Source organism: Paraliobacillus zengyii (genome assembly GCF_003268595.1).
Lineage (GTDB): Bacteria > Bacillota > Bacilli > Bacillales > Amphibacillaceae > Paraliobacillus_A > Paraliobacillus_A zengyii.
Map to the genome: position 1 here is coordinate 119,823 of NZ_CP029797.1, position 12,678 is coordinate 132,500.

Sequence of the window (12,678 nt, forward strand, 5' to 3'; positions counted from 1 at the left end):
ACACATGACACGTAAGTTACTATTGGGGATGATTGTTCTGCTTTTGGTTACTAATATTGTAACAATTGCTATCTGGATGATTGATCGAAATGATAATGAAGACGAAGAATTTACTGTTGATTTTGATCAAAATGAACCAGTTGCTACAATTGGTCAAGATGAGATTACCTATGGAGAGTGGATCAATCATTTAGAGAAGGCCTACGGTCGGGAGGCCTTGGAAGAGGAAATAAATGAAAAGGTAATTAGACAATTGGCAGAGGAAAAAAACATCTCGATAAACGAAGAGGTAGTTGAGCTTGAATTATCACTATTATTCACGATGGAAGGTATACTGTCCGAAGCAGAAGTAGAAGAAAAAGAAGAGGAATGGTCAGAGAGTATTAGAAATAGACTATACTTGGAAGAACTAATAACAGAAGATATGGAAATAACAGATCAAGAATTACAAACCTATTACGACCAATATCGTGATCAATACCAATTTTCTCAAACTATACAGTTATCACACATTGTAGTTTCAGATCAAACCACAGCGAACAAAGTAATCGATGAATTGGATGCTGGAGCTTCATTTACTTCGTTAGCGCGTGAGTATACGGTGGATGAAGAGACGCGTAATGACGGTGGTTATTTAGGCTACTATACGGAAACGAGTAGTTTTTTACCTAGTGCTTATTATGACCAAGCGATGTCCATGCAAGAGCATACGTATAGTGAACCATTTATAGTCGATGGTGGGGTTGCAATCCTATACTTACATCGAGAACTAGCAGAAATAGATTTAAGTTATGACGCGCTGAAGGATCATCTTCGAAGAGAAGTAGCATTAGAAAAAATGGAAGTGTCCCCTTCAGCGGCAAGTTTATGGAATGAGTTAGAAATTGAATGGATTTATGAGTAAAAAATTTTCTGTTTATTCTTGTAAATAAGTTGACAAAGCTAAGTGATGTGGCGTACAGTGTAATTAAACGAATAAGAATACTCGGGATTAGGAGTGATAAAATGAAAATAGCACAATCAATTAGTGAATTAATCGGTAACACACCAATTGTTAAATTAAATCGTACTGGTAATCAAGGGGATGCAGAGATTTATGTGAAGCTAGAATTCATGAATCCTGGTAGCTCTGTAAAAGATCGTATTGCATTAGCGATGATCGAAGCGGCTGAAGAAAGTGGAGAGTTAACACCGGATAAGACAATTGTTGAACCAACAAGTGGTAATACAGGAATTGGGTTAGCAATGGTCGCGGCAATTAAGGGCTATAAAGCAATACTTGTTATGCCGGATACAATGAGCATGGAACGTCGTAATTTATTACGTGCATATGGTGCTGAACTAGTTCTAACACCAGGTGCAGACGGTATGAAAGGTGCCATTAAGAAGGCTGAGGAATTACAAGAAGTAAATGGTTACTTTATGCCACAGCAATTTAATAATGCAGCGAATCCTGCTGTACATGAACGCACAACAGGTAAAGAAATTGTTGAACAAATGGGTGATCAACTAGACGCATTTATCTCTGGTATTGGTACTGGTGGTACGATTACAGGTGCAGGTAAAGTGTTGAAAGAAAAGTATAAAGATATCAGCATAGTAGCTGTAGAACCTGAAGGCTCTGCAATTCTATCGGGAGGTACACCAGGTCCTCATAAAATTCAGGGAATCGGTGCTGGATTTGTTCCAGAAGTGCTAAATACAGAAGTATATGATGAAATTGTTACAGTTAGTAATGAAGATGCTTATGCAACTGCAAGAGAAGTGGCGCGTACAGAAGGATTGTTAGGTGGTGTTTCTTCAGGTGCAGCTATCCATGCAGCAAAACAAGTGGCGAAGAAGTTAGGTAAAGGGAAAAAGGTATTGGCTGTTATTCCGAGTAATGGAGAACGCTATTTATCTACACCGCTTTATCAATTTGATGAAGAATAAGCATTTGTTAGCATTGTGATATAAAAAGGTGGCCCCATTTCAATGGAGGCTACTTTTTTTATGAGCAAACTTATATTTGATTGTAACAATTAGATGCAATTTACTAGTAGATTAAAAGTTATAAATAATTTACAATTGCATGTGTAACGGCTGATTGTTTTGTTTGTTTGATGTACAATAGATGTAAAAATAGGGGCGATCAAGTTGTATCGAAATATCAAAACAAGGCATGGTAATATTAACTTAGATAAAAAGACAGTAGTAATGGGAATCCTTAATGTGACACCTGACTCTTTCTCTGATGGAGGCAAGCACGATCAACGTGATCGTGCGGTTCAACATGCTATTGCGATGGAACGTGCGGGAGCGGATATTATAGATATAGGTGGAGAGTCTACAAGACCTGGTCACGAACCGGTTTCTGAAGAAGAGGAGATAGCGCGTGTTATTCCTATTATAAAAAAAATAAGAGAACAAGTATCTGTGCCAATTTCAATTGATACGTTCAAAGCGGAAACGGCAAAACAAGCGATTTCTGCAGGGGCAGACATTATCAATGATATATGGGGTGCGAAAAGGGAGCCTGAAATAGCTGAGGTTGCTGCTACACATAAAGTTCCGATTATTTTAATGCATAATCGTGCAGATCACGTGTATACATCTTTAATTGAAAATGTATTAGATGATCTTAGAGAAAGTATAAATATAGCCTTGAATAAAGGTGTGTTACAAGAACAAATAATCTTGGATCCTGGTATAGGTTTTGCTAAAAATGCCGTTCAAAATATGGAAGTTATAAGACATCTGGAGCAATTGTTAACACTAGATTATCCGTTACTATTAGGAACATCACGAAAATCAATAATCGGAAAAACATTAGATTTACCTACTGATCAAAGAGATGTGGGAACGGGTGCAACTACATGCTTTGGTATAACAAAAGGTGTTGATATTGTCCGTGTGCATAATGTTGAAATGACTGTTCAACTGACAAAAATGATGGATGCGATGATCGGAAAAGGTGGTAAAGTAGATGGATAAAATTTATTTACATAAGTTAGCGTTTTATGGATATCATGGTGTATTTGCAGAAGAGAATAAATTAGGCCAACGGTATTATGTTGATCTTGAGTTAGAAATTGATCTGCAAAAAGCGGGGAAGTCTGATCAAATAGAGGACTCAATTGATTATGGACATGTTTATCAAATTACGAAAGAAATTGTTGAAGGGAAGGCATATCGGCTTGTTGAAGCTGTTGCTGAAAATATTTCGGAAAGATTATTGCAGACATTTGATCAATTAGCTGCATGCCGTGTGAAAGTGGATAAACCAGATCCACCAATTCCAGGCCATTATCAAGCGGTAGCTGTGGAAATATATCGGGAACAAACAAAATGAAAGTAGCTTATATCGCGTTAGGATCAAATATAGAGCCGAGATATTCTTATCTAAAAAAAGCAATAAAAGAGTTGGAACAAATTGCGAAAGTCGTAGTTTTAAATAAGTCAGATGTTTATGAAACAGTACCTGTTGGATATACAGATCAAGCAAATTTCTTGAATATGGTTATTGAAATTGAGACGAGCCTATCCGCTTTTAACTTACTTGATTCATGCCAAGCTGTTGAAGGAAAGCTTGGTCGTAATAGAGATATAAGGTGGGGGCCCCGAACAATAGACCTTGACATTTTATTGTATAATAAAGAAAATATGAAGACGGATAAATTAATTATTCCACATCCCAGAATGCACGAACGTGCTTTTGTATTAGTGCCGTTACAGGATGTGAATCCTAATATTCATATCCAATCTATAAATAAAGATGTCTCACGTATTTTAAACGACTTACCAACAGAAGAGAAAAGAGGCGTAATCAAATGGATTCCATGCACTGGGGAAGAAGAATAAAGGCATTTCGTAAATTAAAAGGGTATACACAAATTCAATTTGCAAAAAAAGTTGGGGTTTCTGTATCTGTCATGGGAGAAATTGAACGAGGGATGCGAAATCCTCCACATGATTTTTTGGTTAAGGCAACACAAATTTTAGAAATATCATTAGAAGAATTGCAGCCTGAGCTTGAGGATCAAGTACAACAAGTTTAAATAAAGAGATAATATAGATGTATAGTACTGTCAATAAAATAAGAAAATGAAGGAAATGCTATATATGGACGATGAGAGAAACCTACTAACTTACAAATATTTGGTATGCGATTGATGAAGAACAAATGTATGAAGATTAGTGATAATGGAGATATGTAAAAAGAAGCGTTACATCTATAATGGCTTATTAGGAAATGGTAAGGTTAGCGAACGGTAAGTTTATAGTCTTCAACTAACTTATATTGAAATAAAGGACTGCGCAGTATACACTGGCAGTCCTTTATAGGTGTAATTCTTTGTTAATATGTTATGATTAGAAGCAGATTACTAATTAAAGAAGGTTTAGGGTGTAATTTCCTTTATACATAATAAACTAAATGAGTAAACGGGAGTGAAATGTAGATGTCAGAAGAATTGAATGAACATATGCAGGTGCGACGCGATAAATTAGAAGTATTCTGGGAAAAGGGAATTGATCCGTTCGGGGATAAGTTTGAGCGTACTCATTTAGCGTCTGACTTAATAGAAGCATATGATCAATTTACAAAAGAAGAACTTGAAGAAAAAGCGATTGAAACAACAATAGCAGGAAGAATTATGACAAAGCGGGGGAAAGGGAAAGCTGGTTTTTCTCATGTCCAAGACTTTAGTGGACAAATTCAATTATATATTCGTACAGATAAAATTGGAGAAGAGGCATATGAGCTTTTCAACTCAGCGGATTTAGGTGATATTGTTGGAATAACTGGAACAGTTTTTAAAACAAAAGTGGGAGAGCTTTCTGTAAAAGCGTCTAAATTTCAAGTTCTAACTAAATCTTTACGTCCACTACCGGAAAAATTTCATGGACTAAAGGATGTAGAACAACGTTATCGTCAGCGTTATTTAGATCTTATTACAAATCCGCAAAGTAAAGAGACATTCATTATGCGTAGTAAAATCATTCAATCAATGCGCCGGTATTTAGATGGAGCGGGTTTTCTTGAAGTAGAAACGCCGATGATGCACGGGATTGCTGGTGGAGCTTCTGCCCGACCGTTTATTACACATCATAATGCATTAGATATGCAATTGTACATGCGTATTGCTATAGAGCTCCACTTAAAACGATTAGTAGTAGGTGGTATGGAAAAAGTATATGAAATTGGCCGTGTATTTCGTAATGAAGGAGTATCAACACGTCACAACCCAGAGTTTACTATGCTAGAATTATATGAAGCCTACGCTGATTACCATGATGTTATGGCATTAGTGGAAGAAATGGTATCCCACATTGCAAAAGAGGTAAATGGATCTACTACCATTATGTATGGAGAAGACGAAGTGAATTTAGAACCACAATGGAAAAGGGTTCATATGGTTGATGCCATTAAAGAATATACTGGTGTTGACTTCTGGGAACAGATGACCGATGAAGAAGCTAAAGCATTAGCGAAACAACATAACATTGGAATTAAAGATTCTATGACTTATGGACACATTGTTAATGAATTCTTTGAGCAACGGGTAGAAGAGGAGTTAATCCAACCAACATTTGTTTATGGACATCCTGTTGAGATATCGCCACTTGCAAAGAAAAATAAAGAAGATGAACGTTTTACAGATCGTTTTGAATTATTTATTGTTAGACGCGAGCATGCAAACGCATTTTCGGAGTTAAACGATCCAATCGATCAGCGTGAACGTTTTGAAGCACAAGTGAAAGAAAAAGAGCAAGGTAATGATGAAGCACATGAAATGGATGAAGATTTCTTAGAAGCGTTGGAGTATGGCATGCCTCCAACAGGTGGATTAGGAATTGGTATTGATCGTTTAGTAATGCTTTTAACAAACGCTCCTTCTATTCGTGATGTGTTATTGTTTCCTCAAATGCGAAACCGTGGTGAATAATAAACTAGTAGTACTTTTAAAAACCTTGCAGCCACATAATTGCGAGGTTTTTAAATATTTTTATAGTCAATCATAATAATAGGATTGCATTTCAATCATAATAATGATATATTAATTGCTGTTGTACAGAACGTAATCAGCGGAGAGAAATTATTTGTTGACAATATATCTGGACAATGGTATATTGATCAGGTCGCTACTTTTCGACTGAAGAATAGCAAACGAAAATTATTATAAAAAATTCTTGACTTTAATCAAATAGTTTTATATAATATAAAAGCTGTCGAAAACAACAGCAAAATAAATTGATCTTTGAAAACTGAACGAAACACACAGTATGTTAAGTAAGTAGAAACAACAAGCTAGTTAAGTATTTGAGCAGCAAGCTCGCATTTTATGGAGAGTTTGATCTTGGCTCAGGACGAACGCTGGCGGCGTGCCTAATACATGCAAGTCGAGCGCATGAAATAAGTGAATCCCTTCGGGGTGAAACTTATGGATTGAGCGGCGGACGGGTGAGTAACACGTGGGCAACCTGCCTGTAAGACTGGGATAACTCCGGGAAACCGGGGCTAATACCGGATAACACTTTTCTTTACCTAAAGGGAAGTTGAAAGGCGGCTCTTTGAGCTGTCACTTACAGATGGGCCCGCGGCGCATTAGCTAGTTGGTAGGGTAATGGCCTACCAAGGCGACGATGCGTAGCCGACCTGAGAGGGTGATCGGCCACACTGGGACTGAGACACGGCCCAGACTCCTACGGGAGGCAGCAGTAGGGAATCTTCCGCAATGGACGAAAGTCTGACGGAGCAACGCCGCGTGAACGATGAAGGTTTTCGGATCGTAAAGTTCTGTTGTTAGGGAAGAACAAGTACCGTTCTAACAGGACGGTACCTTGACGGTACCTAACGAGGAAGCCCCGGCTAACTACGTGCCAGCAGCCGCGGTAATACGTAGGGGGCAAGCGTTGTCCGGAATTATTGGGCGTAAAGCGCGCGCAGGCGGTTCTTTAAGTCTGATGTGAAATCTTGTGGCTCAACCACAAGCGGTCATTGGAAACTGGGGAACTTGAGTACAGAAGAGGAGAGTGGAATTCCACGTGTAGCGGTGAAATGCGTAGATATGTGGAGGAACACCAGTGGCGAAGGCGACTCTCTGGTCTGTAACTGACGCTGAGGCGCGAAAGCGTGGGGAGCAAACAGGATTAGATACCCTGGTAGTCCACGCCGTAAACGATGAGTGCTAGGTGTTAGGGGGTTTCCGCCCCTTAGTGCTGCAGCTAACGCATTAAGCACTCCGCCTGGGGAGTACGGCCGCAAGGCTGAAACTCAAAAGAATTGACGGGGACCCGCACAAGCGGTGGAGCATGTGGTTTAATTCGAAGCAACGCGAAGAACCTTACCAGGTCTTGACATCCGCTGCCAACCCTAGAGATAGGGCGTTCCCTTCGGGGACAGCGTGACAGGTGGTGCATGGTTGTCGTCAGCTCGTGTCGTGAGATGTTGGGTTAAGTCCCGCAACGAGCGCAACCCTTGATTTTAGTTGCCAGCATTTAGTTGGGCACTCTAAAGTGACTGCCGGTGATAAACCGGAGGAAGGTGGGGATGACGTCAAATCATCATGCCCCTTATGACCTGGGCTACACACGTGCTACAATGGATGGTACAAAGGGCAGCGAAGCCGCGAGGTGAAGCAAATCCCATAAAACCATTCTCAGTTCGGATTGTAGGCTGCAACTCGCCTACATGAAGCCGGAATCGCTAGTAATCGCGGATCAGCATGCCGCGGTGAATACGTTCCCGGGTCTTGTACACACCGCCCGTCACACCACGAGAGTTAGCAACACCCGAAGTCGGTGAGGTAACCTTTACAGGAACCAGCCGCCGAAGGTGGGGCCAATGATTGGGGTGAAGTCGTAACAAGGTAGCCGTATCGGAAGGTGCGGCTGGATCACCTCCTTTCTAAGGATAAATGAAAAGCGTAAGCACGCGTTTAACGACGTATGAACTGGACTGAACCGAAGGAGATAAAGAAAACACAACGAACGAAAGTGAGTTGATGTTGCCTTATCGTACGGAGGAGAAGGAAGTTTACTAGTCGTTGCGTGCTAGAAGCTGGACATATAGGAAAACATACTGTGTGGTTTGGTTCAGTTTTGAGAGATCAAGTATCTTTCATTTTATGTACCTTGAAAACTAGATAAGAAGTTAGGAAGCGAGAAGGATTGTACTTTCAGTACAAAACAGAACGTGAGCCTAACATATGACAAGACATCATATCAAAGTAAGAAGAACCAAACGCTTTTATTAACTAATATAGTTAAGTAAGAAAGGGCGCACGGTGGATGCCTTGGCACTAGGAGCCGAAGAAGGACGGGACAAACACCGATATGTCTTGGGGAGCCGTACGTAGGCATTGATCCAGGAATTTCCGAATGGGGGAACCCCCTGCTCGTAATGGAGTAGGACACTTTACTGAATACATAGGTAAAGTGAGGCAGACCCGGGGAACTGAAACATCTTAGTACCCGGAGGAAGAGAAAGCAAATGCGATTTCCTGAGTAGCGGCGAGCGAAACGGAATCAGCCCAAACCAAAAAGCTTGCTTTTTGGGGTTGTAGGACACGCTATACGGAGTTACAAAGAAACGTTTTACATGAATCGATCTGGAACGATCAGCCGAAGAAGGTAAGAGCCCTGTAATGAAAAGGACGTTTCCTCCAGCGTGGATCCTGAGTACGGCGGAACACGAGAAATTCCGTCGGAATCCGGGAGGACCATCTCCCAAGGCTAAATACTCCCTAGTGACCGATAGTGTACCAGTACCGTGAGGGAAAGGTGAAAAGCACCCCGGAAGGGGAGTGAAAGAGATCCTGAAACCGTGTGCCTACAAGTAGTCGAAGCTCGATATTTTCCTTCGGGAAAAAGAATGAGTGACGGCGTACCTTTTGTAGAATGGACCGGCGAGTTACGATTCTTTGCAAGGTTAAGCCGCACAGGTGGAGCCGCAGCGAAAGCGAGTCTGAATAGGGCGTGATAGTAAAGGGTCGTAGACCCGAAACCGTGTGATCTACCCATGTCCAGGGTGAAGGTCAGGTAACACTGACTGGAGGCCCGAACCCACGCATGTTGAAAAATGCGGGGATGAGGTGTGGGTAGGGGTGAAATGCCAATCGAACACGGAGATAGCTGGTTCTCTCCGAAATAGCTTTAGGGCTAGCCTCAAGGAACGTATGTTGGAGGTAGAGCACTGATTGGACTAGGGGCCCTTACCGGGTTACCGAATTCAGTCAAACTCCGAATGCCAATCATATTGCCTTGGGAGTCAGACTATGGGTGATAAGGTTCATAGTCGAAAGGGAAACAGCCCAGACCGTCAGCTAAGGTCCCAAAGTATACGTTAAGTGGAAAAGGATGTGGCGTTGCATAGACAACCAGGATGTTGGCTCAGAAGCAGCCATCATTTAAAGAGTGCGTAATAGCTCACTGGTCGAGTGACGCTGCGCCGAAAATGTACCGGGGCTAAACGTATCACCGAAGCTACGGATTCCAAGAAGTATTGCACTTCTTGGATTGGTAGGAGAGCGTTCTAAGTGCAGCGAAGTCAGACCGTGAGGACTGGTGGAGCGCTTAGAAGTGAGAATGCCGGTATGAGTAGCGAAAAAGAAGTGAGAATCTTCTTCACCGAAAGCCCAAGGTTTCCTGAGGAAGGCTCGTCCGCTCAGGGTTAGTCGGGACCTAAGCCGAGGCCGAAAGGCGTAGGCGATGGACAACAGGTTGATATTCCTGTACCACCTCCTTTCCGTTTGAACAACGGGGGGACGCAGTAGGATATGGAAAGCGCGCTGCTGGTTATGCGCGCCCAAGCAGTGAGGCTGTTGGATAGGTAAATCCGTCCAATGTAAGGTTGAGCTGTGATGGGGAGGGAACTTAAGTACCGAAGTTCCGGATTTCACACTGCCAAGAAAAGCCTCTAGTGAGGAAAGAGGTGCCCGTACCGTAAACCGACACAGGTAGGCGAGAAGAGAATTCTAAGGTGATCGGGAGAACTCTCGTTAAGGAACTCGGCAAAATGACCCCGTAACTTCGGGAGAAGGGGTGCTTCTTTTACGAGAAGCCGCAGTGAAAAGGCCCAAGCGACTGTTTAGCAAAAACACAGGTCTCTGCGAAGCCGTAAGGCGAAGTATAGGGGCTGACACCTGCCCGGTGCTGGAAGGTTAAGGGGATGCGTTAGCTTTCGGGCGAAGCGCTGAACCGAAGCCCCAGTAAACGGCGGCCGTAACTATAACGGTCCTAAGGTAGCGAAATTCCTTGTCGGGTAAGTTCCGACCCGCACGAAAGGTGCAACGACTTGGGCACTGTCTCAACGAGAGACCCGGTGAAATTATACGATGCGTGAAGATGCGCATTACCCGCGACAGGACGGAAAGACCCCGTGGAGCTTTACTGTAGCCTGATATTGAATGTCGGCACAGCTTGTACAGGATAGGTGGGAGCCGTTGAAGCGTGAGCGCTAGCTTACGTCGAGGCGCCCGTGGGATACCACCCTGGCTGTGTTGACCTTCTAACCCAGAACCGTGATCCGGTTCGGAGACAGTGTCAGGTGGGCAGTTTGACTGGGGCGGTCGCCTCCTAAAGAGTAACGGAGGCGCCCAAAGGTTCCCTCAGAATGGTTGGAAATCATTCGAAGAGTGTAAAGGCAGAAGGGAGCTTGACTGCGAGACCTACAAGTCGAGCAGGGACGAAAGTCGGGCTTAGTGATCCGGCGGTACCGTATGGAAGGGCCGTCGCTCAACGGATAAAAGCTACCCCGGGGATAACAGGCTTATCTCCCCCAAGAGTCCACATCGACGGGGAGGTTTGGCACCTCGATGTCGGCTCATCGCATCCTGGGGCTGTAGTCGGTCCCAAGGGTTGGGCTGTTCGCCCATTAAAGCGGTACGCGAGCTGGGTTCAGAACGTCGTGAGACAGTTCGGTCCCTATCCGTCGTGGGCGCAAGAAGTTTGAGAGGAGCTGTCCTTAGTACGAGAGGACCGGGATGGACACACCGCTGGTGTACCAGTTGTTCTGCCAAGAGCATCGCTGGGTAGCTACGTGTGGAAGGGATAAGTGCTGAAAGCATCTAAGCATGAAGCCCCCCTCAAGATGAGACTTCTCATCTTTTTAGAGTAAGATCCCTCAGAGACGATGAGGTTGATAGGTTCGAGGTGGAAGCGTGGTGACACGTGTAGCTGACGAATACTAATAGATCGAGGACTTAACTATAATACTATATGTTGTCTTGTTGTAATTCTTATCTAGTTTTGAAGGTATAAATTCCCTGAAAAATAACTTTTTAAATAAAAATAACATTTTTAAAAAAAAGACTTGCTTTTCTGGTGAATTGTTAATATAATATATCTTGTCCTTGAAATTATAGGATAATGTCTGGTGACAATAGCGAAGAGGTCACACCTGTTCCCATGCCGAACACAGTAGTTAAGCTCTTCAGCGCTCATGGTAGTTGGGGCTTTGCTCCTGCGAGAGTAGGACGTCGCCAGGCTTCATTAGGAGGATTAGCTCAGCTGGGAGAGCACCTGCCTTACAAGCAGGGGGTCGCAGGTTCGAGCCCTGCATCCTCCACCATACGCCGGCCTAGCTCAACTGGTAGAGCAACTGACTTGTAATCAGTAGGTTGGGGGTTCAAGTCCTCTGGCCGGCACCATAATATTTTTTTGCTAAAGTACGAGCCATTAGCTCAGTCGGTAGAGCATCTGACTTTTAATCAGAGGGTCGAAGGTTCAAGTCCTTCATGGCTCACCATTTAGCGGGTGTGGCGGAATTGGCAGACGCGCTAGACTTAGGATCTAGTGTCTTATGACGTGGGGGTTCAAGTCCCTCCACCCGCATTTGCGAAAGTAGTTCAGTGGTAGAACATCACCTTGCCAAGGTGGGGGTCGCGGGTTCGAATCCCGTCTTTCGCTCCATTTTTAAAACGATTTTAGATAGCCCATGCCGGGGTGGCGGAATTGGCAGACGCACAGGACTTAAAATCCTGCGGTAGGTTTCTACCGTGCCGGTTCGAGTCCGGCCCTCGGCACCATTAGCGCCCGTAGCTCAATTGGATAGAGCACTTGACTACGAATCAAGAGGTTAGAGGTTCAAGTCCTCTCGGGCGCACCATTTATCGGGAAGTAGCTCAGCTTGGTAGAGCACTTGGTTTGGGACCAAGGGGTCGCAGGTTCAAATCCTGTCTTCCCGACCATTTCTTATATAAAGTGTTTTAGGGGCCTTAGCTCAGCTGGGAGAGCGCCTGCCTTGCACGCAGGAGGTCAGCGGTTCGATCCCGCTAGGCTCCACCATTTATTTTGATCTTTGAAAACTGAACGAAACACACAGTATGTTAAGTAAGTAGAAACAACAAGCTAGTTAAGTATTTGAGCAGCAAGCTCGCATTTTATGGAGAGTTTGATCTTGGCTCAGGACGAACGCTGGCGGCGTGCCTAATACATGCAAGTCGAGCGCATGAAATAAGTGAATCCCTTCGGGGTGAAGCTTATGGATTGAGCGGCGGACGGGTGAGTAACACGTGGGCAACCTGCCTGTAAGACTGGGATAACTCCGGGAAACCGGGGCTAATACCGGATAACACTTTTCTTTACCTAAAGGGAAGTTGAAAGGCGGCTCTTTGAGCTGTCACTTACAGATGGGCCCGCGGCGCATTAGCTAGTTGGTAGGGTAATGGCCTACCAAGGCGACGATGCGTAGCCGAC

General features: G+C 43.6%; 7 protein-coding genes, 9 tRNA genes and 4 rRNA genes (1 of these 20 cut by a window edge). All 20 read left to right on the plus strand.

Annotated features, from left to right (window positions below; all coding sequences use genetic code 11):
• The first annotated feature begins 4 nt into the window (after positions 1-4).
• Entirely contained in the window at positions 5-904 is a 900-nt protein-coding gene (locus DM447_RS00560; RefSeq protein WP_112179205.1) for a peptidylprolyl isomerase, read from the plus strand.
• A gap of 101 nt (positions 905-1,005) precedes the next feature.
• Complete coding sequence (gene cysK / locus DM447_RS00565; RefSeq protein ID WP_112179206.1) at positions 1,006-1,932, plus strand: cysteine synthase A; 927 nt, start codon at positions 1,006-1,008, stop codon at positions 1,930-1,932.
• Between the two features lie 204 nt (positions 1,933-2,136).
• Positions 2,137-2,973: a dihydropteroate synthase gene (gene folP, locus DM447_RS00570; RefSeq protein WP_241964543.1), complete on the plus strand. Its 837-nt coding sequence runs from the start codon at positions 2,137-2,139 to the stop codon at positions 2,971-2,973.
• Complete coding sequence (gene folB, locus DM447_RS00575; RefSeq protein ID WP_112179208.1) at positions 2,966-3,331, plus strand: dihydroneopterin aldolase; 366 nt, start codon at positions 2,966-2,968, stop codon at positions 3,329-3,331. Before folP ends, folB begins: the two co-directional genes overlap by 8 nt.
• On the plus strand, positions 3,328-3,840 hold the full coding sequence (gene folK, locus DM447_RS00580) for a 2-amino-4-hydroxy-6-hydroxymethyldihydropteridine diphosphokinase (RefSeq protein ID WP_112179209.1): 513 nt from the start codon (positions 3,328-3,330) through the stop codon (positions 3,838-3,840). Before folB ends, folK begins: the two co-directional genes overlap by 4 nt.
• Positions 3,810-4,037 (plus strand): helix-turn-helix domain-containing protein, encoded by a 228-nt coding sequence (locus DM447_RS00585; protein ID WP_112179210.1) that lies wholly within the window; start codon positions 3,810-3,812, stop codon positions 4,035-4,037. The genes folK and DM447_RS00585 overlap by 31 nt, the downstream gene beginning before the upstream one ends.
• A 402-nt stretch (positions 4,038-4,439) precedes the next feature.
• Positions 4,440-5,927 carry a lysine--tRNA ligase gene (gene lysS / locus DM447_RS00590; RefSeq protein ID WP_112179212.1) on the plus strand — a complete coding sequence of 496 codons (1,488 nt, stop codon included), beginning with the start codon at positions 4,440-4,442 and terminating at the stop codon, positions 5,925-5,927.
• Between the two features lie 393 nt (positions 5,928-6,320).
• Positions 6,321-7,888: ribosomal RNA gene (locus DM447_RS00595) — 16S ribosomal RNA — on the plus strand.
• Between the two features lie 356 nt (positions 7,889-8,244).
• Positions 8,245-11,191 (plus strand): 23S ribosomal RNA (locus DM447_RS00600).
• A 161-nt stretch (positions 11,192-11,352) separates the two neighbouring features.
• A 5S ribosomal RNA gene (gene rrf / locus DM447_RS00605) occupies positions 11,353-11,468 on the plus strand.
• Between the two features lie 7 nt (positions 11,469-11,475).
• A tRNA-Val gene (locus DM447_RS00610) sits at positions 11,476-11,551 on the plus strand.
• A gap of 3 nt (positions 11,552-11,554) precedes the next feature.
• Positions 11,555-11,630: transfer RNA gene (locus DM447_RS00615), tRNA-Thr, on the plus strand.
• Positions 11,631-11,652: 22 nt separating this feature from the next.
• Positions 11,653-11,728 (plus strand) — tRNA-Lys (locus tag DM447_RS00620).
• Between the two features lie 4 nt (positions 11,729-11,732).
• A tRNA-Leu gene (locus DM447_RS00625) sits at positions 11,733-11,814 on the plus strand.
• A 3-nt stretch (positions 11,815-11,817) separates the two neighbouring features.
• Positions 11,818-11,892 (plus strand) — tRNA-Gly (locus tag DM447_RS00630).
• 27 nt (positions 11,893-11,919) lie between these two features.
• Positions 11,920-12,008: transfer RNA gene (locus tag DM447_RS00635), tRNA-Leu, on the plus strand.
• A gap of 3 nt (positions 12,009-12,011) precedes the next feature.
• Positions 12,012-12,088 (plus strand) — tRNA-Arg (locus DM447_RS00640).
• Positions 12,089-12,093: 5 nt separating this feature from the next.
• A tRNA-Pro gene (locus DM447_RS00645) sits at positions 12,094-12,170 on the plus strand.
• Positions 12,171-12,191: 21 nt separating this feature from the next.
• Positions 12,192-12,267: transfer RNA gene (locus tag DM447_RS00650), tRNA-Ala, on the plus strand.
• A 94-nt stretch (positions 12,268-12,361) separates the two neighbouring features.
• A 16S ribosomal RNA gene (locus DM447_RS00655) occupies positions 12,362-12,678 on the plus strand; it runs 1,251 nt beyond the window's last position.
• The 16S, 23S and 5S rRNA genes sit together here with 9 tRNA genes alongside, the layout of an rRNA operon.

What these genes read in the sequence shown, in the direction of transcription:
- cysK (WP_112179206.1), top strand. Translation starts at nt 1,006, where the DNA reads ATGAAAATAGCACAATCAATTAGTGAATTAATCGGTAACACACCAATT.
- folB (WP_112179208.1), top strand. Translation starts at nt 2,966, where the DNA reads ATGGATAAAATTTATTTACATAAGTTAGCGTTTTATGGATATCATGGT.
- lysS (WP_112179212.1), top strand. Translation starts at nt 4,440, where the DNA reads ATGTCAGAAGAATTGAATGAACATATGCAGGTGCGACGCGATAAATTA.
- DM447_RS00560 (WP_112179205.1), top strand. Translation starts at nt 5, where the DNA reads ATGACACGTAAGTTACTATTGGGGATGATTGTTCTGCTTTTGGTTACT.
- DM447_RS00585 (WP_112179210.1), top strand. Translation starts at nt 3,810, where the DNA reads ATGGATTCCATGCACTGGGGAAGAAGAATAAAGGCATTTCGTAAATTA.
- folK (WP_112179209.1), top strand. Translation starts at nt 3,328, where the DNA reads ATGAAAGTAGCTTATATCGCGTTAGGATCAAATATAGAGCCGAGATAT.